Here is a 25,961-nt window from a genome sequence, read left to right on the forward strand (position 1 = left end):
TAGGTTAAATTGCAACGGGTTCTAGCTGCGTATTTCAACGATTGTGCTCATTGGTGTTACGTTCCATATTTCACGGATTTCGGGATTGGTCACCGCGATACAACCCGCAGTCCAATCGCCCTTAACCTTGTAACCTTCGGCAACCTTGTTTGGCTGGCCATGGATGAAAATATCACCGCCTGGGTCATAACCACCTGCGCGGGCACGGGCGATATCGTCGGCTTTGGGGTAATCAATGCCAAGGGACAGCGTATATTTGCTGTTTTGATTGCGCCGATCGATTTTAAAAATCCCTTCTGGTGTTTTTCCGTCACCTTGTATCGATTTGTCGCCATCGGGTGCAAAACCCAACGCGACAGCATATTCGCGCACAGGTTTATCGCCCTGATACATGGTCATTTTTCGCGCTGACTTTTCGATTATGATGCGATCAACCTGTCCAATTATTGGCACGCTTATCGGCGCTGGCGGGTCAACCTGTTCGAGATATAGCCAAGCCAGCCCAACGCCCGTGGCCAATATCGATAACAAGAATATTCGTTTCAGCTTTCGCATCATTGAAGATCTTTAAACGCATCCTTGAGGCGTGCGACAGCTTCGATAACCAGACTGCGCTGTGTTCCAAGGTTGAATCGTAGGAAATTTTCACCACCCTTGCCAAACGTTGTGCCGTGATTGCCAACAACTTGAGCGACATCTTGGGTACGGTTTGTGAATTCTTGGCGCGTCATGCCTGTACCACTGAAATCCACCCAAGCCAGATATGTTGCCTCGAGCGGCATTGATTTCAGCCCTGGTATTTCTGCGATACCAGCGTCGAATATTTTTCTGTTTTCGTCGATGTAATTGACCAAGCTATCAACCCAATTGGCACCGCTCGTATATGCCGCCTCTGTCATGAATATGCCAAAGCTGTTTGCCGATATACCTCCCGCGGCCATGGTTGCCGCAAATTTTTCACGCAACGCTTGATCGGCAATAATGACGTTTCCTGCATGTGCGCCCGCGATATTAAATGTTTTGGATGCCGCAGTCATCATCACCAAACGATGGGCAATGTGGGGTGCGGCGTTTGTCATGGGAATATGGCGCGTTTTCCCAAATACAATATCGTGGTGAATTTCATCAGCTACCAATATCAGATCATGCTTTTCGCAAAAATCCGCGACTTGGGCCAGTTCAGATTGTGTCCAAACACGCCCGCCAGGATTGTGCGGCGAGCACAGGATTAACATGGTTTCATTGCCTGTCATTTGTTTTTCGTAAGCGTCGAAATCCATTTCATAGCGACCATTCACATTTGCTAATTCACATTCAACAACCTCGCGATTGTTGGCTTTGATGACGCGGGCAAATGCGTGATAAACGGGGGTAAAAATCACCACCCCATCGTTTGGTTTGGTAAATGTTTGAATGCAGAGCGCGGTGCCATTTACCAAACCATGCGTGGTGAAAATATGTGATGGGTCAACATTCCAGCCATGGCGCATTTTCATCCAATTGACGATGGCACTGCGATACGACTTGTCATCCCCATAATACCCAAAAATGCCGTGATCACGCATTTCTTGCAAGCAATCCAATACCCGTTGAGGGGGGCGAAAATCCATATCCGCCACCCACATCGCGATACCCTCATTCGGGTCCACTCCATATAGTGGTTCCAGCATATCCCATTTTGCAGAGTGTGTTCCAATACGGTTAATGGTGCTATCGAATTGATCGTTAATATCGTCTAGGCTCATGATACCCTCGTTTGTTTCATCGCATGCTAGCGTTCTGAACATTGTGAGCAAGTGCTTTATCCTGTTGCGTGCGTAATTGCGTTGGGCTAGTTCTGCGATATGTCTTTACTACCGATTATTTTGCACCCCGATCCGCGTCTGAAAAAAAACTGTGATGTTGTTGAAAATTTCAACGACGACATCCGTGCACTTGCCGATAATATGTTGGAAACGATGTATGATGCACCAGGTGTCGGGTTGGCCGCGCCACAGGTGGGGGTGTTACAGCGCGTTTTTGTGATGGATTGCGCCGAAAAAGATGAGACCCCAGAACCAATGGTTTTGATCAATCCAGAAATTGTTTGGCATTCAGATGAAACCAATATCCACAACGAAGGATGTTTGTCATTGCCCGAATTATTCGAAGATGTCGAACGACCAGCAGAGGTGAAAATGCGGTTTCATGATGTGGCGGGTAAATTGCATGAACAAGAATTCGACGCGCTTTGGGCGACCTGCGCCCAGCATGAATTGGATCATCTGAACGGTACGCTTTTCATTGATCATCTTAGCCGCATTAAACGATCGATGATGACGAAAAAAATGGTGAAGTTCAAAAAAGATTTGGCACGCGGATAATGGCCGTTCGCCTGTTTATTCCGTACCCCGATCAAAGATTGCGCACGGTGTGTGAATCTGTTGATACAATTGATGATGAAACACGCGCGATTTGGAATGATATGCTAGATAGCATGTATGCCATGCCAGGTGTTGGATTGGGGGCGCCACAAATCGGAATTACCAAACGATTGGCGGTGATGGATTGTTCCGAAAAAGGTAACGAACCCGTGCGCATGGCAAATCCTGAAATATTGCATCAATCGGCGAAATTGCGTGTGCACACAGAAGGGAGCCCAAATTTGCCAGATGTCTGGGCGAAAATTGAACGCCCGCGTGCGGTGACAGTAACCTATCTTGATGAAAGCGGTGAACAGGTTGAACGCGATTTTGTTGGGCTGTGGGCGACGTCCGTGCAACATCAAATTGATCATTTGAACGGCAAGATGTATTTTGATCACCTTAGCAGCGTGAAACGAAAAATGTTACTGGCAAAGGCTGCGAAGATCGCCAAAAAAGGATAACCCAATGCGCGTTGTTTTTATGGGTACACCCGATTTTTCCGTTCCCGTGTTGCAATCTCTTGTGGATGCGGGCCATGAAATCGCGGCTGTGTATTGCCAGCCTCCCCGCCCAGCGGGGCGGGGCAAAAAAGACCGCTTAACACCAGTACATGTTTTGGCGCAAAACTTGGGGTTGATGGTCCGCACGCCACTGAACTTCAAAGACGAAAACGATATTGCTGAATTTGCGGCACTGAATGCTGATATCGCGGTTGTGGTCGCCTATGGTTTGATTTTACCACAGGCCATATTGGATGTCCCAAAACATGGGTGTTTGAATATTCACGCATCGCTTTTGCCGCGTTGGCGTGGTGCTGCACCCATCCATCGCGCGATTATGGCGGGTGATCACGAAACGGGTGTTTGTATAATGCAAATGGAAGCAGGGCTTGATACGGGCCCCGTTTTGACGCGCGAGTCGACACAGATTGGCGTGGGAGATACCACCTCAACACTGCATGATCGGTTGTCGCAAATGGGTGCGGAATTGATTGTTGAAACTTTGGTGCGATTGGATGAATTATCCGCGGTTGCGCAATCAAACGATGGCGTCACCTATGCCAAAAAAATCACCAAGGAAGAGGCGGCGATTGATTGGAATCAACCCGCCGATGTTGTTGATAACCATATCCGTGCGTTGTCACCATTCCCAGGTGCATGGTTCGAAGTTGATGGAAATCGTATCAAAGTGTTGATGAGCAAACAGGTTGCTATGGATGGTGATGCAGGTTTTATTTTGGATGATCAAATCAGTGTCGCATGTGCGACAGGCGCTGTTCGATTGTTGAAATTACAACGTGCGGGCAAGGGGCTCATGGATGCCGATGTGTTCCTGCGTGGATTTGATTTGCCCAAAGGAATGCCGCTGAAACCTTAAAATTCAGCAAAAAATTCCTATGTATTTAGGGAAAGAGAGGGAACATGCCAGTTTTTTTGGTTCTTGTTGTTGGTGCAGCCGCGGGGATATTGGGTTCGCATTTTATGAAATTAAACGTCAATATTTATTTGGCCTGCGCAATCGGCGTTCTTGGCACGATTGTCGGTGGCTTTGCGCTGCGCGGATTGATGAATGTCATGCTGAGCACTACCGGTGTGCTTAGCCTATTTTTAGGCGCAATTTTTGGTGTGGTTGTGTTGATCTGGATTTACCGAACGTATTTTAGCGGGCGCTAAGGTGCAGGTTTAAACGGTTCCATACCTGCGCGCGCCAATTCGTCAGCGCGTTCATTTTCTGGGTGGCCTGCGTGCCCTTTGACCCATTCCCATGTCACATTATGACGCTGTGCGGCAGTATCCAAACGCTGCCAAAGCTCTGCGTTTTTGACGGGTTTTTTGGCCGCGTTGCGCCAGCCGTTTTTCTTCCAGCCGAAAATCCATTTGGTAATGCCATCTTTGACGTAAGAGCTGTCTGTGACAACGGTGAGCGTGCTTGGCTTTTCCAGGGCTTCGAGTGCAGAAATCGCCGCCATTAATTCCATTTGGTTATTCGTGGTCAGCTGTGCGCCACCATTTAATTCGCGTTCTTTTAGGACGGTATCAGAATTGCGTGCGATCAAAATCGCACCCCAACCACCAGGCCCAGGATTGCCAGAGCATGCTCCGTCGGTATAGGCAAAAAGTTCAGGCACGTGCGGTCACAATCATAAATGGTTTTTCTGTGCCCGACATGCCAGTTGATACCCCTGTGCGCAAGTGTGTAGGTGTGAAATTTGCCGCGACAAGCAGTGAATTCACCTCGTCCGTTTGATAGTAGGCATAAAAACGCCCCAGGGATTCCCGCTGTTCACCCGTACCAATCAATAGGCCCAAATGTAAAATTGCATTTGGTTTCAGTGCCGTGTGAATCTTGCCCAACAATTCAGGCATTTCAGATTTTGTTGCATGTAGCAGGCTAAAATTCGCCCAAATACCATCGTATTTCTTGATCGCAGATAGTTGGTGAAATTCTTGTTGAACGGCGTTTAAGCCATAGCTTTTTTTCGCAAGTGCAACCATCTCTGATGATGCATCTGTGGCATCCACGATGAGACCAGATTGCGCCATAAACGCACCCGAATTTCCGGGACCACATCCCAGATCAAGAACATGTCCCCCAGCAGGGATCGCATTGATAAAGTTGGTTAAGTCGGCATCTGGTTTGTGGCGAGTAAGCAAATTTTGATATTGTTCCGCCGTCTGGTCGTATGTTTGAATTGTCTCTAGATCGGTCATTTAATTAAGTCCACCAATTCGTTCCAAGAGGGTTTGAATTTGATAGTCAAAGATCGGGACAAGATAACATGCCAATATCGCAACTGTTACAAAAATACGGTTTCGCAACCACCAAGGTGGAAACAGATTTTGTTTCACAAAGTACCAGTCGTTTATCAACAATAGCGCAAAACCCGTTGGAATAATGATCGGGCGCAATCCGCCGCGAAATGTGAAAAAGAAAAATATCCAAAGTACCGGCCAGATCGCCATCAAATAATGGGTTTTACGTGTGCTTTCAGACATTGAAACAGCAGCCCAATATCCTCCGCCTAATAGGCCGAATATCGCAATTGCATAGGTTCCAAACAACCGTGTTGGTGGTCCATACAATGAAAAAATGGCATCACTTACAAAATCATTATACCACGCAATTGTTGCCAAATAAAATGGCAGCAATCCAATCACAGTAAACCAAAACGTCAGGCGTGGAATGCCAAACATTAAACGGCTTCGCGCAATTGACGGGGCACTTTAAACTCAACATTTTCAACGGCGGTTTCCACGATTTCACGCGTTACATCGTAGCGCTGCTCAAAGGCGTTGATGACCTCGTCAATCAATATTTCAGGCGCGGATGCACCCGCGGTGATGCCGATGGATTTAATCCCATCCAATGCGCGCCAGTCTATATCGTTCGCGCGCTGTACCAATTGTGAATATTTGCACCCTGCTTTTGCGCCTACTTCGACCAAACGGCGTGAATTGGATGAATTGGGTGCACCGATAACCAACAGGGCATCGACCTTGGGCGCGACGGCCTTTACCGCCTCTTGGCGATTGGTTGTAGCGTAACAAATGTCTTCTTTGTGAGGGCCTGTTATGGTTGGGAAACGAGCCTTGAGCGCGGCGACGATATCGGCCGTGTCATCGACGCTCAGCGTTGTTTGGGTAATAAAGGCAAGTTTGTTTTCATCGCGCGGGTTCAGTGTTTCAACATCTTGGGGTGTTTCCACCAACAACACCTCGCCATCGGGCAATTGCCCCATGGTGCCAATCGTTTCGGGATGCCCGTCATGTCCGATCATCACCATTTGCAAACCGTTTTTATGATGGCGTTCAGCTTCGATATGTACCTTGGAAACCAATGGACAGGTTGCATCGACATATACCATATTGCGCGCTTGTGCTTTGGATGGCACGGATTTGGGCACGCCATGCGCAGAAAAAATCACGGGGCGATCATCGGGGCATTCGGCCAATTCTTCGACGAAAACAGCGCCCTTGTCGCGCAAACTGTCTACGACAAATTTATTGTGCACGATTTCATGGCGGACATAAACAGGTGCCCCCCATTTTTCGATCGCCATTTCAACGATCTTGATCGCGCGATCAACGCCAGCGCAAAAACCACGCGGAGCCGCAAGATAGAGATGTAAATTTTGTTTTGTCATAGCGTTGTTTTAACGCCAAGTTTGAATGAACGAAAGCAAAAGAAAAGGCGCCAACTTGGGCGCCTTCACTTTATTCTGTTTCTGCCATTTCTGGCACCATGTTTGATGCTTCTTCATCCTCTGGACGCGGTGGTCGCCCGACCACATCCTTAAGCTCGTAAAGCTCAATGAAATTGTCAGCCTGACGGCGCAGATCATCAGAGATCATCGGTGGGTTGGAACGGATTGTGGAAACAACCGATACGCGAACACCTTGGCGTTGTAGCGATTCAATCAACGGGCGGAAATCGCCGTCACCTGAAAACAACACAATATGGTCGACATGTGGAGCCAATTCCATGGCATCGACACACAGTTCGATATCCATGTTGCCCTTAACCTTACGTCGCCCCATCGAATCGGTGTATTCTTTGGCTGGTTTCGTAACCATTGTGAAACCGTTGTAATTCAACCAATCGACCAATGGGCGGATGGGCGAATATTCTTCACTTTCTAGTAGCGCAGTGTAATAAAATGCACGTAGCAATTTGCCACGACGCATGAACTCGGTACGCAACAGTTTATAGTCGATATCAAAGCCCAATGCCTTGGCTGCGGCATAGAGATTTGATCCGTCAATAAAGAGAGCTAAACGCTCGTCGCGATAAAACATTAAAGATCCTTTCTTAAATCACGTTGGTCGACAATATATAAATTTGCGTGTTTATGTGCCGACCGACACTTGATGAATAGGCGGTAATTTTGACAACGCAAGTAGAAAATCCCATGAAACAATCACTTTTTAGCGCCGTTGCGATCGGCTCAAATGCTTTTGACGTAGCGGCAACCACACACGATTTGGTTGAACAAGCCGTTACATTGATTAGTCAAGAAAACGTTAAAATTGTAAAACAAAGCGCGTTTTACGTTACACCTGCCTTTCCAAAAGGGGCCGGACCAGATTTTGTGAATGCGGTTATCGTGTTGCGGTCAGAATATTCCGCACAACAACTTTTGGAAATAATGCACAAAATCGAATCAAAACTTGGGCGTACGCGTACTGGCCGTTGGACACAAAGAACAATGGATTTGGATTTACTATATCACGGTGAACAAATTTTACCAAATCAACAAGTTGTGGAGAATTGGATCAACTTGCCACTTGATCGCCAGATGGTCGAGGCGCCTGATATGCTTATTTTGCCGCACCCGCGCATTCAGGATCGCGGATTTGTGCTGGTTCCGCTGGCAGATGTGGCGCCTGATTGGGTTCACCCTGTGTTTGGAAAAACCACGCTGGAAATGTTGGATGCGCTGGGCGAGGCTGGCCAAATAGGCATCACCAAATTATAGGGTTGTTGGCCTTGCCATTTTGTTTGAAAACCCTTATGCACGGCCTTTGAATTACCCATACAGTTGGAGTACACCCATGGCACGTGTCACCGTTGAAGATTGCGTCGATAAAATTCCAAACCGTTTTGATTTGGTTATGCTTGCTGCACATCGTGCGCGCGAAATTTCATCAGGATCAGAATTAACTGTTCCACGCGACAATGATAAAAACCCAGTTGTGGCATTGCGTGAAATCGCAGACGAAACCTTGACTGCGGAAAATCTACGCGAAGCGGCAATCGAAAGCCATCAAACACAAATCGAAGTGGACGAGCCAGAAGAAGATCAAATGGCATTGTTGATGGGCGGCGAAGACGACAAACCGGGCGACGATATGAACGACGAAAACTTGTTGCGCGCCTTGATGGAAGCACAAGAAGCAAAATAACCTGTAATGGGCGCCAATGAATGGTTGGCGTCCCTCGGGAAGGATCGCGGCAATGATCGACGTTGAAACCCTTATCGATCACGTTCGCACGTATAACCCAAAATCTAATTCTGAAAAAATCCGTATGGCCTATGCTTACGGATTGAAAATGCATGAAGGCCAGACGCGTCATTCGGGCGAGCCCTATTTCACCCATCCCATCGAAGTTGCCGTTATTTTGGCGGGGCAACATCTGGATGATGCAACGCTGATTACGGCATTGTTGCACGACACGGTGGAGGACACCAATTCCACCTATCAAGAAGTCACCGAAATGTTCGGCCAAGAAATTGCCGATCTGGTGGATGGTGTGACCAAGCTGACGAATATCGAACTGTCGTCCAAGGAAACGCAACAGGCTGAAAATTTCCGCAAATTGTTTTTGGCGATGTCCAAGGATTTGCGTGTTTTGTTGGTGAAACTTGCCGACCGTCTGCACAACATGCGCACGATCAAGCATATGCGCCCTGAAAAGCAGATTAAAAAAGCCCAAGAAACCATGGATATCTTTGCGCCACTTGCGGGGCGTATGGGTATGCAATGGATGCGTGAAGAACTGGAAGATTTGTCATTTCAGATCCTAAACCCAGAAGCGCGCAGTTCAATCATTCGCCGCTTTATCACATTGCGCAGCCAAACAGGTGATTTGATTCCCCAAATTACCAAAGACATCCGCGAAGCATTGTCCGCCGCGCATATCACCGCGAAAATTTCAGGGCGAGAGAAGAAACCGTTTTCCGTTTGGCGCAAAATGGAAGAGAAAAAGCAAAGCTTTTCGCGGTTAAGCGACATTTATGGTTTCCGCATCATTACTGATAGCGAAGAAGACTCATATCGTGCGCTGGGCGTCGTTCACCGCCGTTGGAAGGCCGTGCCAGGACGGTTTAAGGATTACATCAGCCAGCCAAAATCAAACGGGTATCGTTCAATTCATACCACGGTATCTGGTCGCGATGGCAAAATGGTTGAAATCCAAATTCGCACCCAAGACATGCATGAAATGGCAGAGGTTGGTGTTGCTGCACACTGGGCTTACCGTGATGGGCGACAGGCCAGCAACCAGTTCAGCGTTGATCCCGTTGAATGGCTCGCATCATTGAATGAACGTATTGAAGGTTCGGACGATCACGAAGAATTCTTTGAACATGTGAAATTGGAAATGTTCGCCGATCAGGTGTTTTGTTTCACTCCCAAGGGTGATGTGATCAGCCTGCCACGTGGTGCAACGCCAATTGATTTTGCCTATGCTATTCATACACGCATTGGTGCGGCCTGTGTCGGGGCCAAAGTCGATGGCCACCGCGTGCCGTTATGGACACGACTGCGCAATGGGCAATCGGTGGATATTCAAACCGCAGTTGGTCAACGTCCACAATCATCGTGGATGGAAATTGCGAAAACGGGCCGTGCCCGCACCGCAATTCGGCGTGCCTTGCGCGAAGAACATCGTGAGGGTTTTGTAAAACTTGGTGCTGAACTGGCGCGGGTGGCATTGGAACATGTTGGAAAACGCGCATCGGATAAGGCGTTATCAACGGCTGCGAAAAAACTGGGATTACCCAAAAAAGAAGATCTGCTTGCCGCCCTTGGTAGCGCCGAAATGACGGGTGCCGATCTGGTAAAGGCGTTGTATCCAGAATTGCTGCACGATCAATCGGGCGAGGTTAATCAACCCGCGGGGCGTATTGTGGGGCTTGATCCCGAACAATTCGCACAGCCTGCCGAATGTTGCCAGCCGTTGCCAGGCGAACGTATCGTTGGCATCGCGACGCGTGGCAAAGGTGTGTTGGTACACACGATCCACTGTGAGGCCTTGATCGATTACGAAGATCAACCAGAACGCTGGATCGATTTGCGCTGGACGGATGGCAAAGGTGCCCCAAACAATATCGCAACGGTTGAAATTACTATGGCGAATGACGCAGGTGTTTTGGGGCGAATTTGCACCCTGATCGGCGAGCAAAATGCCAACATCAGCGATTTATCTTTTGTAGATAAAAAACCAGATTTTTACCGCGTGGACATTGATATTCAGGTGCGTGATGTGGAACATTTGATGAATGTTGTAACCGCAGTAGAGGCCGATTCGGATATCGCTCAAGTCAGACAAACGAAACGCCAACCCGTGCTTGCATAGATTTTTTAAGTTAATTTAACAAAGGTCACGCCAGACCCGTGTTCAAACGTCGAAACCCGCTTAGTTATTGGGAAAGCTTTAAAGAAGCTTTCTATCCTCGTTCGGGGTGGCGCCGTGCAATCGAATATATGGGGCATCGCATTAAGCGATTACCGGACACGCCACACCGTATCGCGCTTGGATTCGCAAGCGGTGCGTTCGTGTGTTTCAGCCCATTTTTCGGGTTCCATTTTTTTATCGCCGCTTTTGTTGCCTTTGTTTTGCGCGGAAATGTTTTGGCGTCATTGCTGGGAACTTTCATTGGCAATCCAATAACGTTCCCATTTATCGCAACAATCAGTTATCGCACGGGATTGTGGATGCTTGGCTATGCGCGTGACGAAACTGTGTGGCACAAAATACAGCACGGCTTTGGCGAAGCTGGCCGTGCGATGTGGGGAAATGTACGCGCGTTATTTGGTTATGAGCCAAGCAATTGGGACGGTATTTTTGAATTTTTCAGCAAAATAATGGTGCCCTATATGGTGGGTGGCATCGTTCCAGGATTGATTACCGCAGTTGCAACATATTTCGTTAGCAAACCACTGATCGTTGCATATCAAAAACGCCGCCGTGCCAAGTTGTTGGCGAAAATTCAAGAAAATCGCGAAAAACATCAAAATGACGCTGACGCGGGTTAAATGATTCATTAGCGTGGTGCTGAATATCAGGAGAATTTTATCATGGCTGGTGCGGAGAAATCGCAAAGTTCGTTGCGCTTGGGTGTAAATATTGATCACGTTGCAACCGTGCGAAACGCGCGCGGTGGACAATATCCCGATCCATTGCGTGCCGCACTTATGGCGGAACAGGCGGGTGCGGATGGTATCACCGCGCATTTGCGTGAAGACCGCCGCCACATTACCGATCATGACATAGATGCATTGATGTCGGGGTTATCTGTGCCGCTAAACTTTGAAATGGCGGCGACCCCTGAAATGCAAAAAATTGCGCTGCGCCATTTGCCCCATGCGGTCTGCATTGTTCCTGAAAAACGAGAGGAACGCACCACCGAAGGCGGCTTGGAATTGGCGCGCGAAGAAAACCGTATTGGTGATTTTATTGCTCCGTTGCGTGAAGCAGGTTGCCGTGTTTCGATATTTATCGCCGCAGAACCCGCCCAGATCGAAGCCGCGGCACGCATAGGTGCACCCGTTATTGAATTGCACACAGGCGCATATTGCGATGCCCATGTCGAGGGAAAATTCAAAGAACGCGATGCAGAGCTGGAACGATTGCGCGACATGTCTACATTCGCTAAATCACTGGGACTAGAGGTGCACGCAGGGCACGGGTTAACATATGACACCGTGAAACCAGTTGCGGCATTTCCCGAAGTGATGGAATTGAATATCGGGCATTTCTTGATTGGTGAATCGATATTTTTGGGGTTGGAACCTGCGATCAAACACATGCGAATATTGATGGATGAAGCCCGCGCATGATTATTGGTGTCGGCACAGATTTGGCGAATATCGAACGTATTCAAGGCACACTTGACCGTTTTGGACAGCGGTTCAAAACCCGTGTCTTTACCGACATTGAACAGTCCAAGGCCGAACGCCGCAAAGATGTGGCCGGCACATACGCAAAACGATGGGCGGCAAAAGAAGCGTGTTCAAAGGCGCTTGGAACCGGATTGGCCATGGGGATCGCATGGAAAGATATGGCCGTGGCGAATATCAGCACTGGACAGCCAACAATGACATTAACCGGTTGGGCGAAACGTCGGCTTGATGAATTGACACCTGACAATCATACCGCCACCATTCACGTATCTTTGACCGATGATCACCCTTGGGCACATGCGATTGTGATGATCGAAGCCCATCCAGTTGCGGGCAATGGTTGACTCGCATCGCTGCAAGGTACATTTAGCTTTAAACAATTTATAGGACGGCAATATGAATAACGAAATGAAGCGATCAGATGCATTCGCTGAAACGATCAAAACCGTTGTTTATGCTTTGTTGTTGGCGGGTGTGATCCGCACACTTTTGTTCCAACCTTTTTGGATCCCATCGGGATCAATGAAAAATACGTTGTTGATTGGGGATTTTTTGTTCGTGAACAAAATGGCCTATGGATACTCAAAATATTCTTGCCCTTGGTCTCTATGTCCAATTTCGGGTCGTATCTGGAGCGAAGAGCCCGAGGTTGGCGATATCGTTGTTTTCAAACACCCTGTCACCAACGTTGATTTCATCAAGCGTTTGGTTGGCAAACCAGGTGACACCGTTCAGATGGTTGATGGTATCTTGCATTTGAATGGCAAAGCCGTGCCGCAAGAAAAAATCGGTACATTCAGTGAAACCAACAACCAGCAAGGCCCGATGCGCAACACGCCACGTTGTGCAAACAGCCCTGTCGCCGTTGGTGGTGAATGCGAAAAAGAACTATTGAAAGAGACATTGCCAAATGGTGTGGAACATTTTGTTTTGAATATCGGCCAGTCCTATACCGATCAAACCCCAATTTATACAGTCCCAGAAGGCAAATATTTCTTTATGGGTGACAACCGCGATAATTCTGGTGATAGCCGCATTCCCGCAAACGTTGGCGGTGTTGGTTTTGTGCCATTTGAAAATTTGGTTGGCCGTGCCGATCGTGTTATCTTTTCCTCCGCGGGCAGCAGAATTTTGGCATTCTGGACGTGGCGCAAAGACCGTTTCTTTAAGGCACTCGATTGAAACTAGCAGCCGAACTCAAGGATTTTTCGACCCGACTTGGGTATGAATTTAAATCCTCAGAATATCTTATTCGTGCGATGACCCATTCATCGCTCAGCACACCCGCACGCGAAGACAACCAACGGCTTGAATTTTTGGGTGATCGCGTTTTGGGATTGGTCATCAGCGAAGCATTGCTTGATCATGATCCAAACGCGCCCGAGGGATTGCTCGCACCGCGCTTTAACGCGCTGGTACGCAAAGAAACCTGTGCCGAGGTTGCCCAACAGATTGATCTGGGTTTGGCGCTCAAAATGGGGCGCTCGGAAATGATTTCGGGTGGTCGGCGTAAACAAGCAATACTTGGCGATGCAATGGAGGCCGTGATTGCCGCCGTTTATCGCGATGGAGGGTTTGATGCGGCGCGTGATTTGATTTTGCGCCTCTGGGGTGATCGCATACAAAACGCAGAGGCCGACGCGCGCGATGCGAAAACGACGTTACAAGAATGGGCGCAGGCGCGAAAAATGCCTCCACCCAGTTACAAGGATGTGGGGCGCACTGGCCCCGATCACGCACCAGTTTTTCAAGTGACTGCCATTTTGGCAGATGGCCGCAGCGCCAGCGCCAAGGCCAATTCAAAACGCCAAGCACAACAAGATGCGGCGAAAAAATTATTGTCGGAGCTAGACGATGACTGAACCAAAAACAAAATGCGGATTTGTGGCGCTGATTGGCGAACCAAATGCGGGTAAATCAACATTGATGAATAAAATGGTCGGCGCGAAAGTTTCGATTGTTACGCATAAAGTTCAAACAACACGCGCACGTATTCGTGGCATCGCGATGGCACCAAACACACAGATCGTGTTTGTTGACACACCAGGTTTGTTTCGCACACGGCGTAAATTAGACAAGGCCATGGTCGCCGCCGCATGGACGGGTGCCGCCGATGCAGATGTGGTTGTATTGTTGGTCGAGGCACATCGTGGCATCACCAAAGGTGTCGAAATGATTTTGGATGGTTTGCAAACGCGTATTGGTGGCAAACAAAAAATCGCGTTGGCAATTAACAAGATCGACAAGGTGAAATCAGAAGTTTTGTTGGAGCTGACCGAAAATCTGAACGAAAAATTCCCGTTTGAACAAACCTTTATGATTTCTGCGGAAAAGGGTTTCGGCGTGAAGGGATTGGAAGAATACCTTTGCGTAGTGTTGCCAGAGGGGCCATACCTTTACCCCGAAGATCAGATCGCGGATGTACCCATGCGTATGTTGGCCGCCGAGGTCACGCGCGAAAAGCTGATGCTGCGCTTGCACCAAGAATTGCCATATGCGCTGACCGTCGAAACTGAACATTGGAACGAGCGCAAGGATGGTTCCGTGCGCATCGATCAAGTGATCTATGTCGCACGCGAAGGCCACAAAGGTATCACGGTTGGCCCAAAGGGTGAGGGCATCAAAACCGTATCCATGATGGCACGCAAAGAATTGGCCGAAATGATGGGGCGCGAAGTGCATTTGTTCCTGCAAGTCAAGGTGCGCCCAAATTGGGAAAACGAACAAGAGCGTTACACCGAAATGGGTCTTGATTTCAAAGACACCAAATGACCCCACGCCTCACCACGGATTTCTGGGTCGGAGCGTATCGTCGCCGCTTACAGTTGGCTGATATTCCCGCATTTGTCACAGCCAAGGGCGATGCAACCGCGGGTGCGGTTCTGGTCAAGCTCAACACGCTTGATGGTCAGGCATGTTTGTATCAGCGATCTTACGATCTGGATGGCAACCGCGTTTGGGTAACGCTCAGTGAAGGGGCGGACGCGGATGTTGATGCGGCCTGTGCCAAACAACGCAGTTTTGACCCCGATATTTGGGTGATTGAAATCGAGGATAAGCAAGGGCGACATTTGTTGGACGAAGACGGGTTAAGCGGTTAATCTTTCGTTATGGAATGGTCTGGGCAGGGGGTGATTGTGGGTGTGCGCCGATTTGGTGAAACCAGCGCAATCATCGATGTATTCACACAAGAAAAAGGACGCCATGCTGGTGTCGTGCGGGGTGGATCATCACGCAAGATGGCACCATTGTTACAGCCCGGCGCACAGGTGGCATTGGAATGGCGCGCCCGATTAGAAGAACACCTTGGTAATTTCCATGTGGAACCTTTGCAGTCGCGCAGTATGATCATGTCTGATCGGATGGGGTTATCGGGGCTTGGCGCGGTTTGCTCTTTGATCCAATTTGCGTTTCCTGAACGGATGGTTTTGCCAGAACTTTATGCCCGCACCATCGATCTGTTGGATCGTATTGATGGGCGCGTGTTATGGGCAGCGGCCTATGCCCATTGGGAAATGTTGCTGTTAGAAGATTTGGGATACGGCATGGATTTATCCTGTTGCGCGGTGACAGGTATGACGCAAGAACTTGTTTTCGTTTCGCCCAAATCTGGTCGCGCAGTAAGCCGCGATGGCGCGGGCGAATGGGCGGATCGTTTATTAGCGCTACCTGATTTTTTGCGAAATGGCTTTGATAGCGATGATAAACAGGAAATATTGAATGCTTTGCGTTTAACGGGGTATTTTTTGCAAAATTCGTTGGCGCCAGCACTTGGGAATAGACCCATTCCAGATGCTCGTGCACGTTTAATCGCGGCACTGGAAAAGCGTTTATAGGGAGCATCAAATTGGAAAAGTTCAGTACAATCAAAGATCGTGCAGCAAAGCGCAAAGGCGGAGATGCTGCGTTAGAAAAACTCGTTTCTGAACATGCACATATTTTTGATATCACCAAATTAACTGATGATCGAATCCTGTCGGAATTTTCCAAACGCGTATTTCAGGCAGGGTTCAATTGGTCCGTGGTCGAAAAGAAATGGCCAGGGTTCGAGACGGCATTTCATGGCTTTGACATCACGCGCAATGTTTTCATGTCTGATGATGATTTGGATGCACATTTGAAAAACACGGATATTGTGCGCCATGCAACCAAGATTTTATCGGTGCGTGATAACGCGATATTTTTATCCGACCTTGCACAGGAATATGGCAGTGCTGCCAAATGTATCGGGGAATGGCCAAGTTCCGATCTGGTTGGATTGTGGCAGCTGATGAAAAAACGCGGATCGCGATTGGGCGGTACAACGGGGCAATATGCACTGCGTTTTATGGGTAAGGATTGTTTTATCCTGAGCCGTTCCGTGGCAAGCGCGCTACAAGCGGCGGGGGTTGTTGATGGGCCAACCACATCCAAAACTGCTCAGGCAAAAATACAAGATGCGTTTAACACTTGGCATGACCAAAGTGGTGAAAGTTACACCCGCATTAGCCGCACATTGGCCATGTCTGTGGGTACCTAGGATGCGGGCAGGCGTTTGTATTCCAAAACAACACCCCCTTCGGATTCCATAATCAAAATATCGCCTTTTACCTCTACCGACGTTGCCTGTGTCAATGCTTGGAAATATTGCGATTCCAGTTCTAATTGCGGGCAAGCGCGGCGTGTTGCGCCAATCGTTTCAATGTTAATCCACGGGAGCGGTGCAATTTGATCTGCGAAATAATGGTTGCACGGTGCCTTGCCAATCACGCGGCCCTTTTCGGGGAACTCCAATGTGATTTCTGCGCCAACGGGGTTACCCTCTAGACGTTGCAAAAGCCATGTACCGTCTGTTCCTGTTTGTCCAGAAATGGTTTCATCCTTTTGGCAGGCTGTAATCAATAGTGTTAAGATTATTGCGATCTGTTTCATACCAATAGATTAATTCATCTATGCAAATTGCGCAAAAGAAAACCCGCCATAAGGGCGGGTTTTAGAATTTAGAATGTTGGGTTGATCAACTTGCTTTGACAGCCTGCGCCAATACATCTTCGCTGACATATTGTTCGTATTGTTCAAAATTGTCAGAGAACATGCCAACCAATTTCGCCGCTGCGGTATCGTACGCACTGGCATCCGCCCATGTTGACTTTGGATCGAGCAACGCATTGTCCACGCCATCAACAGCTACAGGAACTTCAAAGCCGAAATTCGCATCTTTGCGGAATTCAACGCCATTTAGCGAACCATTAAGTGCCGCTGTCAGCAATCCGCGTGTTGCCTTGATTGGCATGCGCGAACCGGCACCATATGCGCCACCTGTCCAACCCGTGTTGACCAACCAGCATGTTGCGCCGTTTGCCGCGATTTTATCGCGCAGCAACGCGCCGTAAACCTCTGGGCGGCGTGGCATAAATGGCGAACCAAAACATGTTGAAAATGTCGGCTGTGGTTCTGTGACGCCGCGTTCTGTTCCGGCCACCTTGGATGTGAAACCCGACAAGAAATGATACATCGCTTGCGCGGGGGTTAGGCGCGCAATGGGTGGTAAGACGCCAAACGCATCACATGTCAGCATGATAATATTTTTAGGCTGCCCACCGATTGAATCTTTGGATGCGTTTGAAATGTAATGCAACGGATATGCACAGCGCATATTTGCGGTCAGGCTATCGTCTTCAAAATCCAATTCTTTGGTATAGGGATCGTAAACCATGTTTTCGATTACCGTACCAAATTTATGTGTCGTCGCGTAAATTTCAGGTTCAGCATCCGCTGACAGGTTGATAGTTTTTGCGTAACAACCACCTTCAAAATTAAACGTGGTTTTATCAGACCAACCATGTTCGTCATCACCCAACAACACGCGGTTAGGATCGGCAGATAATGTTGTTTTACCTGTGCCAGACAAGCCAAAGAAAACGGCCGTATCGTCTGTGTCCCCAATCGCATGATTGGCGGAACAATGCATTGGCATGATGCCTTTTTCAGGCAACAAATAGTTCAGGATTGAAAAGACTGATTTTTTGTTTTCGCCAGCATATTCCGTGCCGCCAATTAAAATTAGTTTTTGTTCAAACGAAGTTGCAATCACAACCTCCGAACGGCATCCGTGCTTTGCTGGGTCTGCCTTAAAACTGGGACAATTTACAACGGTAAATCCAGGAACAAAGCCATCTAATTCGGATGCCTCTGGTCGACGTAACATAGTGCGAATAAACAAGCCATGCCATGCCAACTCTGTGACCATGCGCACATTCAAGCGGTGTTCTGGGTCTGCGCCGCCAAACAAGTCTTGGACAAAATATTCGCCACCTTGCATGTGGGCATACATATCTGTTTTCAATTGCTCGAACGCATCCATTGCCATTGGTGGATTGTTTTCCCACCAGATGCTGTCTTTGACGGATGGCTCATCGACAACAAATTTGTCTTGAGGTGAACGACCTGTGTATTCGCCAGTGGAAACGAGGAATGCACCACCGTTGCCAAGTTCACCTTCGCCACGGGTTAGTGCAGCTTGAATCAAAGCAGGTTCAAGCAAGTTATAATGTGCGGTTTTTACGCCGGAAATGCCAGTTTCTTCCAGCTTGTATGCTGAATTAACGCGACCAGTTTCCATGTTTAGGCTCCTTTTGCGCGCAAATTGTTTGCGCGAATTTGTGCAGCTTTGTGTTGGTGCCATCGCGGGTTGGCGCGTTTGGCGACCACCAGAATGTCTGGTTCGTATAACACCTGAGGCACCCAAATAAACTGCTAATCGGTGGTCATTATGGCGCAGTTGGTAAATTTGTTTCGAAAAAATGCCTAATTGCCAGACAGTTAGCGCTAACAGTTTCAAATTCGCACGTTGCACCACCGAATCGAGTTAGCTATTGATTCCTTATCAATAGTCTACGAAAATAACATATCTAGTTGGTATTGGGGACAAAATGGCCAGAATTGCACTTGTAGATGATGATCGGAATATTCTTACTTCTGTGGCGATGATGCTTGAGGCAGAAGGTTACACGGTTGAAACATACACCGATGGGTTGCAGGCATGGACTGCATTGTCCAAAGATTTACCAGACTTGGCTGTGTTGGATATTAAGATGCCGCGTATGGATGGCATGGATTTGCTGGGGCGTTTGCGCCAAATGACCCAGATGCCCGTTATTTTTCTGACATCCAAAGATGATGAAATTGACGAAGTTTTGGGTCTGCGGATGGGGGCGGATGATTACATCAAGAAACCGTTTTCACAACGTTTGTTATTGGAACGTGTGCGCGTGTTACTGCGCCGTGGCGCGGCCGACGAAGAAGGCACAGAACGCGAAGAAAGCGAAGCGTTGATTGAGCGTGGCAGCCTGATCATGGACCCGTTGCGTCATGCGGTGACATGGAAAGGACAAAATGTTTCCTTAACCGTGACCGAATTTATGTTGTTAAAGGCATTGGCCCTGCGCCCAGGTTTTGTAAAGAGCCGCGATCAATTAATGGATGTTGCCTATGATGACCAAGTATATGTGGACGATCGCACAATCGATAGCCATATCAAACGGTTACGCAAAAAAATGCGTACTGTTGACGATGATTTCTCTGCGATTGAAACGCTTTATGGCATTGGTTATCGTTATACCGAAAGCTAAGCATCGTCATATATGCGAGGAAATTTTGATTGGCAGTTGATGAACATGAACCCGTCTCAACCGACGGTTGGTTGGGCGATCCGGAGCTTCGATCCCAATACACAGCGCAGCGATTTTTTGATTTTCGTGGCTTTGCGTTAACTCGGCGGATATTTTTGTCTGCGACGGTTGCGATTTCGTTGTTGTTTTTGGGCGCATTAATCATGTGGCAAACCCAAGACGATTCCATTGCGCTCAAGAAAGAAAACCTGTTGGTGCAATCAGAATTGATTGCAAAGCTGGTGTCGTTTGACGCAGCCGAGGATCGTGCATCGGCCAATATGATTTCGCGCCTACAGGCCGCATCACAGAATGTGCCCGCACTCGATGAAATCGAGATTAGCATTTATACCTTTGATGGTATCTTGGTATCGCAAAAGGCGGCGCAACGGCTGTCAAATTTGGGCGCTGATGGTGAAACCGCACCCGTGCGATTGGGCTTTATTGAAAGCATCGTACAATTTATCAACCGGTTCGGTGGCCGGCTTGGCCCACGCGACAATACTGATTTTTCCGCAATTGTTGCGGGTGCCGCGCTCGAGGGTGAAACGGGTTTGATGTCGGCAACGTCGCAGGATGGTTTGGCGTTGATGGGGGCGGGATATCCGATAACGTTTGAAAATAACGCAGTTGGTTCCGTTGTTTTAAACGTACCGCCTGGTTTGCTGGAATTAACGGGGAACAGTTTTCGAAATGGGTTGTTTGTTTTTTATATCCTAAGCCTGCTTTTGGCCGTTGTGTTTTCATATCTTGTCGCGCGTACAATTTCGAACCCGTTGTTTGATTTGGCACGTGCGGCCGAAATTGGCAAAACCGCGCAATTAGGCGATGAAGAGACCGCGCAAAATTTGATCCCTGATCTTGCAGGGCGACAAGATGCCGTTGGACGCTTGTCTGCCGCGATGCGTGAGATGATTAATGCGCTGTATGATCGTATTGATACAAACGAACGCTTTGCCGCTGATGTTGTGCACGAAATTAAAAACCCGCTGGCATCTATGCGCTCGGCGGTTGAAACACTGCGCATTGCCAAGGATGGGCCAAAACGCACAGAGCTATTGAACGTGTTGGAACATGATGTCCAACGTCTGGATCGCATGGTTTCGGATATTTCAAATGCATCGCGACTCGATGGCGAATTGGTCAACGAAGAAACATCAGAATTTGATTTGACCTTAATGTTGCAACGCATTACCGAATTTTTGGGCATGGAAGGCCAAGAAAAGGGCGTAGAATTAATTTGGTCAAAACCCGCCAAGCCGATCATGTTCGATGGTTTGGAAGAACGGCTCGCGCAGGTTTTTGTAAACCTGATCACCAACGCCATTTCATTTTGTGGCGAGGGCGACGCCGTGCGGGTATGGGCGCGTATTCGTCAAAACCGTATCTTGGTCGTGGTTGAGGATACAGGTGTCGGTATCCCCGAAGAAAGCTTGCAGAAAATTTTCCGCCGCTTTTACTCACAGCGCCCAGAGAAAAGTTTTGGCAATCATTCGGGGCTCGGTCTTGCCATATCACAACAAATTGTAGAGGCGCATGGCGGCGTTATTTGGGCGGAAAATATCCATGATGATGGCGACGAAGTGGGCGCCAATCCAATTGGCGCAAGGTTCATCGTTGGGTTGCCTTTGTGAGCAACGAGATCGCAACAGGCTTGGTTCACGCAACCTGTGTCACGCTGAACGGTTTTGGTGTGTTGATCGTGGGAACATCGGGCAGCGGTAAATCGCAACTTGGATTGGCGTTGATGGGCTTGGGCGCAGAATTGGTCGGTGATGATCAACTCGAAATCATCGCTGGCAATAGATGCCCAATTGCAATGCCAGCCCCGAATATCCAAGGCATAATCGAAGCGCGAAATGTTGGAATTTTGAACGCAAAATTCGCGCCGCAATCCGCGATAAACCTTGTCGTTGATCTGTCTCAGCGCGAACCTGATCGCTTGCCGCGACAACACAAAGCAGTGATTGCAGGTCACACTCTTGAAATTGTGTTCGGTCGGGATATTCCCAATTTACATTTTGCTGTTTATCAATGGATGCAGGCGGGTCGCCGCCACTAGGATAAAGGTCAGATATGAAATCTATTGGTGCCGTAACAAATATTGTTCTGGTCACTGGACCATCGGGTGCAGGGCGCAGTACTGCGATTAACGCATTCGAAGACATGGGTTACGAAACCATTGAAAACATGCCGTTGGCGTTGATACCACGCCTGTTTCACGGGCCCGCATCGGGGCGTGATATCGCGCTGGGTATGGATGTTCGCACCCGTGATTTTAGTGTCAAAGGCGTGATGGACATCATGGACTTGATCCGCGAAAAGGAAGACTTTACCTGTACCTTATTTTACGTGAATTGTTCATCCGATGTATTGTTGCGTCGCTTTAGCGAAACACGCAGACGTCACCCATTGTTACCAAGCGATACGCCCAAAGCAGGGATAGATGCAGAGAAGGATTTGCTGCAGTTATTGAAAAATCGCGCAGACGTCTTAATTAACACATCAGAATTGACTCCGCATGATCTGCGCGGTGAAATTAACCGATTGTTCGCAGGCGAAAGCGGCGCAACACTCGCGGTTAATTTGCAATCGTTTTCGTATAAACGCGGCGTGCCGCGCGGCATTGATATGGTATTGGACTGCCGATTTTTACGAAACCCATATTGGGATGAATCGTTGCGGGGCAAAACGGGGCTTGATCAAGAGGTACGCTCATATGTGCAAGCAGATGAGCGTTATGATCGCTTTTTCGATCAAGTTGTAAGTATGGCTGAGCTGTTATTACCCGCATATCGCGAAGAAGGTAAATCGCATTTCACCATAGGTTTAGGTTGTACGGGTGGCCAACATCGTTCCGTCACTTTGACAGAAGAATTGGCGAATACCCTTGCAAAAAAAGGATGGCAGGTGTCTATACGCCATCGGGAAATGGAACGGCGCAACACAAACGAGCTGCGCAATACATAGGAGTTTCCGGCTTGATAGGAGTCGTGATCGTAGGACATGGTCGATTAGCAGAAGAATATCTTCTGGCGATTCAGCATGTTATGGGAAAACAAGAAGGTATTTGTGCAATTTCTATCGCTGCGGAATGTGATCGCGCAGGGAAACAAGCGGAAATTTGCAAAGCAGCCGATTCTGTCGACGAGGGCGAAGGTGTCGTTGTTGTGACGGATATGTTTGGCGGTTCGCCATCAAATTTGTCGATGAAAGCATGCGATTGTTCTGATCGACGCATTTTATATGGTGCAAACCTGCCAATGCTGCTTAAATTGGTGAAATCACGCGGTTTACCCATTGAACGCGCGTTAAACGCTGCGATGGATGCGGGGCGAAAATACATTAATACCTGCAACGGTCATGCAGGCATTTAACAACAGGCGGGTATGTGAATATCGAACTTGAGATTATAAATGAAAAAGGTTTGCACGCCCGTGCGTCTGCAAAATTTGTGGAAACCGTAGAATCCTTTGATGCCAATGCAACCGTCACCAAAGACGGGATGTCTGTTTCGGGCGATTCCATCATGGGATTGATGATGCTTGCCGCCGCCCGTGGAAGTACGATAGAAGTAATGACCGAAGGCGCAGCAGCCGAAGAACTCGCACAAGCGATCAAAGCATTGGTCGAAGATTTCTTTGGCGAAGGTCAGTAAAATGGATATGCGGCATAATATCGAAAAAGAACAACCCTATAAGGATGTTTTGTATGATCGGTCAGAATTGACTTATGCAAACTCTTTCCCCGAATGGTACAAACGATTGTTTATCAAAACAGTCGAAGCATTTACCGCGCGCTATCCTTTGTTGATGCGTATGCGTCGTTGGGAACGGCGAAAAAATAAAAACCCTGATTTCTGGGTTTCTGTCATGGAAGAGATGGAAATCGATATCATGGTGACAGATGATGATTTGGCACGTATCCCCAAAACGGGGTCGCTGGTTGTGGTTTGTAACCATCCCCACGGGTTGGTTGATGGCTTGGTAATTGCATGGTTGTTATCGCGTGTGCGCCAAGATTTCCGCATAATGGCACGTGCATTGTTGAACGGTGTTGAAGCAGCGGAAAAAAACCTATTATCCGTTAGCTTTCCACACGAAGAAGATGCCGTACGTAAAAACCTGAATACCCGAAAAAAGGCGATCAACTCAGTCAAAGACGGGCATTGCATTGCCGTATTCCCAGCTGGGACAGTGTCCACCAGCCAAACACCATTTGGCCCAGTGATCGAGGCTGAATGGGGGACGTTCACATCAAAATTGATCCGCCAGACAGATACAGTTGTTTTGCCGATCTATTTCCCCGGTTCAAATTCACGCGCATTTCAAATTGCGAACCGTATTTCGCATCTGACACGTCAAAGCTTGTTGATGTATGAAATCAAACGATCCCTTGGGCGCCCACAAAAACCGATTATTGGGACACCGATTGGGCGTGATGTTTTGGACAAATACAAAACAGACGGCGAAGGTTTGATGGCCTATCTGCGCGATGAAACGCTGGCATTGAAAAAGAACGCATAAAAAAGACCCGCTCAATGGCGGGTCTTTTCAATTCATGTGCTTAAAAATTACAGCGCTTTTGTCAGCTCTGGAACCGCATCAAACAAATCTGCAACCAAACCATAATCCGCAACTTGGAAAATTGGTGCTTCTTCGTCTTTGTTGATGGCAACGATGACTTTGGAATCTTTCATGCCAGCCAAGTGTTGGATCGCGCCAGAAATGCCCACAGCAACGTAAAGCTCTGGTGCAACAACTTTGCCTGTTTGGCCAACTTGCCAATCGTTCGGTGCATAACCTGAATCCACCGCAGCACGTGATGCGCCAACAGCGGCACCAAGTTTTTCGGCCAAGGCTTCGATGATTGCAAAGTCCTCTTCGGAACCAACACCGCGGCCACCTGATACAACGATTTTCGCTGATGTCAGCTCTGGGCGATCAGATTCTTGAACCTTGTCTTCAACCCATTCGGACAGGCCAGGATTTGCCGTTGCTGAAATTGTTTCAACTGATGCAGATCCACCTTCAGATGCGGCATCATAACCAGCGGTCCGCACAGACAGAACCTTTTTGGCATCTGCGGATTTCACGGTTTGAATTGCGTTCCCTGCGTAAATCGGGCGCTCGAATGTATTGGCGTCAACAACACCCATTACATCGGAAATCACCATAACATCCAACAAAGCCGCCACGCGTGGCAAAATGTTTTTTGCACTTGCTGTTGATGGGCCAACGATGTGATCATAATCAGCAGCCAACGACACGATCAAATCGGCGATGGGCTCAGCCAAGCCGTTGCCATATGCCGCGTCATCCGCACACAATACTTTGGCTGCGCCGTCCAATTTGGCGGCAGCGTCTGCTGCGGCGGAACAATCGGCAGATGCGCAAAGGATCGTTACTTCACCCAGCTCTTTTGCTGCGCTCAACGCTTTGGCGGTTTGGTCGATTGAAATTTCGCCGCCTACGATTTCTGCTAGTAGAAGAACAGCCATTAGATAACCCCCGCTTCGTCTTTAAGTTTCGCAACCAGTTCGGCAACATCGGCAACCTTTACACCTGCGGCGCGTTCGGCTGGCTCTGTTGTTTTCACAACGCTCAGGCGCGGTGCAACATCAACACCCAGATCAGCCGCAGTTTTTGTATCAAGCGGTTTTTTCTTGGCTTTCATGATGTTTGGCAATGATGCGTAACGTGGTTCGTTCAAACGCAAATCAACGGTAACGATGGCCGGCATCTTAACCTTGATGGTTTGCAAACCGCCGTCAACTTCGCGTGTGACCGTGGCGCTATCGCCGTCCAAATTGATTTCTGATGCGAATGTCGCTTGTGACCAGCCCAACAAAGCAGACAACATTTGACCTGTGGCGTTCATATCGTTGTCGATTGCTTGTTTCCCGCACAAAACCAAACCTGGTTGTTCATCGTCGATGACGGCTTTCAACAATTTTGCAACGGCCAGTGGTTCGATATCTGTGTGCACGTCATCAGCAGCATTTACCAAAATCGCGCGATCCGCGCCCATGGCCAATGCTGTACGCAATGTTTCTTGGGATTTCTCGATGCCGATTGAAACAACAACGATTTCGTCAACTTTGCCCGCTTCTTTCATGCGAATTGCTTCTTCGACAGCAATTTCATCAAATGGGTTCATGGACATTTTCACATTGGCGAGATCAACGCCGCTGCCGTCTGCTTTTACGCGGACTTTCACGTTGTAATCGATCACGCGTTTAACAGGTACAAGCACCTTCATAAGCGTTTCTCCTCACGATT

The 25,961-nt window shown here is 48.3% G+C and carries 34 protein-coding genes; 23 read left to right on the plus strand and 11 right to left on the minus strand.

The window, feature by feature from the left end:
• Positions 1–21: 21 nt before the first annotated feature.
• Together IE094_RS11610 and IE094_RS11615 are read right to left on the minus strand one after the other, a co-directional pair.
• Positions 22–558 carry a L,D-transpeptidase family protein gene (locus tag IE094_RS11610; RefSeq protein WP_189640867.1) on the minus strand — a complete coding sequence of 179 codons (537 nt, stop codon included), beginning with the start codon at positions 556–558 and terminating at the stop codon, positions 22–24.
• Entirely contained in the window at positions 555–1,745 is a 1,191-nt protein-coding gene (locus tag IE094_RS11615) for a MalY/PatB family protein (RefSeq protein WP_189640868.1), read from the minus strand. The genes IE094_RS11610 and IE094_RS11615 overlap by 4 nt, the downstream gene beginning before the upstream one ends.
• A gap of 99 nt (positions 1,746–1,844) precedes the next feature.
• Between IE094_RS11615 and def (IE094_RS11620) the strand changes: the two genes are divergently transcribed.
• The 4 genes from def (IE094_RS11620) to IE094_RS11635 are packed head-to-tail and all read left to right on the plus strand — an operon-like array spanning position 1,845 to position 4,078.
• Positions 1,845–2,363: a peptide deformylase gene (gene def / locus IE094_RS11620; protein ID WP_189640869.1), complete on the plus strand. Its 519-nt coding sequence runs from the start codon at positions 1,845–1,847 to the stop codon at positions 2,361–2,363.
• Positions 2,363–2,866, plus strand: coding sequence for a peptide deformylase (gene def / locus IE094_RS11625; RefSeq protein ID WP_189640870.1), 504 nt, complete (start codon positions 2,363–2,365; stop codon positions 2,864–2,866). The genes def (IE094_RS11620) and def (IE094_RS11625) overlap by 1 nt, the downstream gene beginning before the upstream one ends.
• Before the next feature lie 4 nt (positions 2,867–2,870).
• Complete coding sequence (gene fmt, locus IE094_RS11630) at positions 2,871–3,782, plus strand: methionyl-tRNA formyltransferase (protein ID WP_189640871.1); 912 nt, start codon at positions 2,871–2,873, stop codon at positions 3,780–3,782.
• 44 nt (positions 3,783–3,826) lie between these two features.
• Positions 3,827–4,078, plus strand: a complete 252-nt coding sequence (locus tag IE094_RS11635) for a GlsB/YeaQ/YmgE family stress response membrane protein (RefSeq protein ID WP_189640872.1) — start codon at positions 3,827–3,829, stop codon at positions 4,076–4,078.
• On the opposite strand, the gene rnhA is transcribed toward IE094_RS11635, so the two are convergent.
• The 5 genes from rnhA to IE094_RS11660 all read right to left on the minus strand — a co-directional run bounded on the left by rnhA (position 4,075) and on the right by IE094_RS11660 (position 7,201).
• Entirely contained in the window at positions 4,075–4,533 is a 459-nt protein-coding gene (gene rnhA / locus IE094_RS11640) for a ribonuclease HI (RefSeq protein WP_189640873.1), read from the minus strand. The genes IE094_RS11635 and rnhA overlap by 4 nt on opposite strands.
• Positions 4,526–5,116 carry a class I SAM-dependent DNA methyltransferase gene (locus tag IE094_RS11645; protein ID WP_189640874.1) on the minus strand — a complete coding sequence of 197 codons (591 nt, stop codon included), beginning with the start codon at positions 5,114–5,116 and terminating at the stop codon, positions 4,526–4,528. Before IE094_RS11645 ends, rnhA begins: the two co-directional genes overlap by 8 nt.
• Complete coding sequence (locus IE094_RS11650; RefSeq protein WP_189640875.1) at positions 5,117–5,599, minus strand: DUF3429 domain-containing protein; 483 nt, start codon at positions 5,597–5,599, stop codon at positions 5,117–5,119.
• A complete protein-coding gene (ispH, locus tag IE094_RS11655) occupies positions 5,599–6,549 on the minus strand; it encodes a 4-hydroxy-3-methylbut-2-enyl diphosphate reductase (protein WP_189640876.1) in 951 nt (316 codons plus the stop codon). The genes IE094_RS11650 and ispH overlap by 1 nt, the downstream gene beginning before the upstream one ends.
• 70 nt (positions 6,550–6,619) lie before the next feature.
• Positions 6,620–7,201 carry a LabA-like NYN domain-containing protein gene (locus IE094_RS11660; protein ID WP_189640877.1) on the minus strand — a complete coding sequence of 194 codons (582 nt, stop codon included), beginning with the start codon at positions 7,199–7,201 and terminating at the stop codon, positions 6,620–6,622.
• 113 nt (positions 7,202–7,314) lie between these two features.
• Between IE094_RS11660 and folK the strand changes: the two genes are divergently transcribed.
• The 12 genes from folK (at position 7,315) to IE094_RS11720 (ending at position 16,550) form a co-directional block, all read left to right on the plus strand.
• On the plus strand, positions 7,315–7,881 hold the full coding sequence (gene folK, locus IE094_RS11665) for a 2-amino-4-hydroxy-6-hydroxymethyldihydropteridine diphosphokinase (RefSeq protein ID WP_189640878.1): 567 nt from the start codon (positions 7,315–7,317) through the stop codon (positions 7,879–7,881).
• A gap of 76 nt (positions 7,882–7,957) precedes the next feature.
• Complete coding sequence (gene rpoZ / locus IE094_RS11670) at positions 7,958–8,308, plus strand: DNA-directed RNA polymerase subunit omega (RefSeq protein WP_099594539.1); 351 nt, start codon at positions 7,958–7,960, stop codon at positions 8,306–8,308.
• Positions 8,309–8,360: 52 nt separating this feature from the next.
• Positions 8,361–10,484: a RelA/SpoT family protein gene (locus IE094_RS11675; RefSeq protein ID WP_189640879.1), complete on the plus strand. Its 2,124-nt coding sequence runs from the start codon at positions 8,361–8,363 to the stop codon at positions 10,482–10,484.
• Positions 10,485–10,522: 38 nt separating this feature from the next.
• The gene (locus tag IE094_RS11680; RefSeq protein ID WP_189640880.1) at positions 10,523–11,164 is read left to right on the plus strand and encodes a DUF2062 domain-containing protein; all 642 of its coding nucleotides are present in this window, start codon (positions 10,523–10,525) and stop codon (positions 11,162–11,164) included.
• A gap of 42 nt (positions 11,165–11,206) precedes the next feature.
• The gene (locus IE094_RS11685) at positions 11,207–11,968 is read left to right on the plus strand and encodes a pyridoxine 5'-phosphate synthase (protein ID WP_189640881.1); all 762 of its coding nucleotides are present in this window, start codon (positions 11,207–11,209) and stop codon (positions 11,966–11,968) included.
• Positions 11,965–12,375 carry a holo-ACP synthase gene (gene acpS, locus IE094_RS11690; protein WP_189640882.1) on the plus strand — a complete coding sequence of 137 codons (411 nt, stop codon included), beginning with the start codon at positions 11,965–11,967 and terminating at the stop codon, positions 12,373–12,375. The genes IE094_RS11685 and acpS overlap by 4 nt, the downstream gene beginning before the upstream one ends.
• A 52-nt stretch (positions 12,376–12,427) precedes the next feature.
• Positions 12,428–13,213 (plus strand): signal peptidase I, encoded by a 786-nt coding sequence (lepB, locus tag IE094_RS11695; RefSeq protein WP_189640883.1) that lies wholly within the window; start codon positions 12,428–12,430, stop codon positions 13,211–13,213.
• A complete protein-coding gene (gene rnc, locus IE094_RS11700) occupies positions 13,210–13,893 on the plus strand; it encodes a ribonuclease III (protein WP_189640884.1) in 684 nt (227 codons plus the stop codon). The genes lepB and rnc overlap by 4 nt, the downstream gene beginning before the upstream one ends.
• Complete coding sequence (era, locus tag IE094_RS11705; protein ID WP_189640885.1) at positions 13,886–14,803, plus strand: GTPase Era; 918 nt, start codon at positions 13,886–13,888, stop codon at positions 14,801–14,803. The genes rnc and era overlap by 8 nt, the downstream gene beginning before the upstream one ends.
• Positions 14,800–15,132: a DUF1491 family protein gene (locus tag IE094_RS11710; protein WP_189640886.1), complete on the plus strand. Its 333-nt coding sequence runs from the start codon at positions 14,800–14,802 to the stop codon at positions 15,130–15,132. The genes era and IE094_RS11710 overlap by 4 nt, the downstream gene beginning before the upstream one ends.
• Positions 15,133–15,141: 9 nt before the next feature.
• A complete protein-coding gene (gene recO / locus IE094_RS11715) occupies positions 15,142–15,867 on the plus strand; it encodes a DNA repair protein RecO (protein WP_189640887.1) in 726 nt (241 codons plus the stop codon).
• 11 nt (positions 15,868–15,878) lie between these two features.
• Positions 15,879–16,550: a DNA-3-methyladenine glycosylase I gene (locus tag IE094_RS11720; RefSeq protein ID WP_189640888.1), complete on the plus strand. Its 672-nt coding sequence runs from the start codon at positions 15,879–15,881 to the stop codon at positions 16,548–16,550.
• Here IE094_RS11720 and IE094_RS11725 read toward each other — a convergent pair.
• Both IE094_RS11725 and IE094_RS11730 read right to left on the minus strand, forming a co-directional pair.
• A complete protein-coding gene (locus IE094_RS11725) occupies positions 16,547–16,942 on the minus strand; it encodes an META domain-containing protein (protein WP_189640889.1) in 396 nt (131 codons plus the stop codon). The genes IE094_RS11720 and IE094_RS11725 overlap by 4 nt on opposite strands.
• 85 nt (positions 16,943–17,027) lie before the next feature.
• Entirely contained in the window at positions 17,028–18,632 is a 1,605-nt protein-coding gene (locus IE094_RS11730) for a phosphoenolpyruvate carboxykinase (protein ID WP_189640890.1), read from the minus strand.
• A 310-nt stretch (positions 18,633–18,942) separates the two neighbouring features.
• On the opposite strand from IE094_RS11730, the gene IE094_RS11735 reads away from it, so the two are divergent.
• The 7 genes from IE094_RS11735 to IE094_RS11765 are packed head-to-tail and all read left to right on the plus strand — an operon-like array spanning position 18,943 to position 24,206.
• Complete coding sequence (locus tag IE094_RS11735; protein ID WP_099594552.1) at positions 18,943–19,641, plus strand: response regulator transcription factor; 699 nt, start codon at positions 18,943–18,945, stop codon at positions 19,639–19,641.
• Between the two features lie 29 nt (positions 19,642–19,670).
• Positions 19,671–21,314, plus strand: a complete 1,644-nt coding sequence (locus IE094_RS11740; protein WP_229802293.1) for a sensor histidine kinase — start codon at positions 19,671–19,673, stop codon at positions 21,312–21,314.
• A complete protein-coding gene (locus IE094_RS11745; protein ID WP_189640891.1) occupies positions 21,311–21,742 on the plus strand; it encodes an HPr kinase/phosphorylase in 432 nt (143 codons plus the stop codon). The genes IE094_RS11740 and IE094_RS11745 overlap by 4 nt, the downstream gene beginning before the upstream one ends.
• A gap of 14 nt (positions 21,743–21,756) precedes the next feature.
• Complete coding sequence (rapZ, locus tag IE094_RS11750) at positions 21,757–22,650, plus strand: RNase adapter RapZ (protein ID WP_189640892.1); 894 nt, start codon at positions 21,757–21,759, stop codon at positions 22,648–22,650.
• A gap of 11 nt (positions 22,651–22,661) precedes the next feature.
• Entirely contained in the window at positions 22,662–23,057 is a 396-nt protein-coding gene (locus tag IE094_RS11755; RefSeq protein ID WP_189640893.1) for a PTS sugar transporter subunit IIA, read from the plus strand.
• 14 nt (positions 23,058–23,071) lie between these two features.
• Positions 23,072–23,338 (plus strand): HPr family phosphocarrier protein, encoded by a 267-nt coding sequence (locus tag IE094_RS11760; protein ID WP_189640894.1) that lies wholly within the window; start codon positions 23,072–23,074, stop codon positions 23,336–23,338.
• Between the two features lies 1 nt (position 23,339).
• Complete coding sequence (locus IE094_RS11765; protein WP_189640895.1) at positions 23,340–24,206, plus strand: lysophospholipid acyltransferase family protein; 867 nt, start codon at positions 23,340–23,342, stop codon at positions 24,204–24,206.
• A 47-nt stretch (positions 24,207–24,253) separates the two neighbouring features.
• Here IE094_RS11765 and IE094_RS11770 read toward each other — a convergent pair whose 3' ends face one another.
• The gene (locus IE094_RS11770) at positions 24,254–25,180 is read right to left on the minus strand and encodes an electron transfer flavoprotein subunit alpha/FixB family protein (protein WP_189640896.1); all 927 of its coding nucleotides are present in this window, start codon (positions 25,178–25,180) and stop codon (positions 24,254–24,256) included.
• Positions 25,180–25,941: an electron transfer flavoprotein subunit beta/FixA family protein gene (locus tag IE094_RS11775; RefSeq protein ID WP_189640897.1), complete on the minus strand. Its 762-nt coding sequence runs from the start codon at positions 25,939–25,941 to the stop codon at positions 25,180–25,182. Before IE094_RS11775 ends, IE094_RS11770 begins: the two co-directional genes overlap by 1 nt.
• Between the last annotated feature and the right edge of the window lie 20 nt (positions 25,942–25,961).

The organism is Paramylibacter ulvae (assembly GCF_014652655.1).
Classification (GTDB): Bacteria; Pseudomonadota; Alphaproteobacteria; order Rhodobacterales; family Rhodobacteraceae; genus Amylibacter; species Amylibacter ulvae.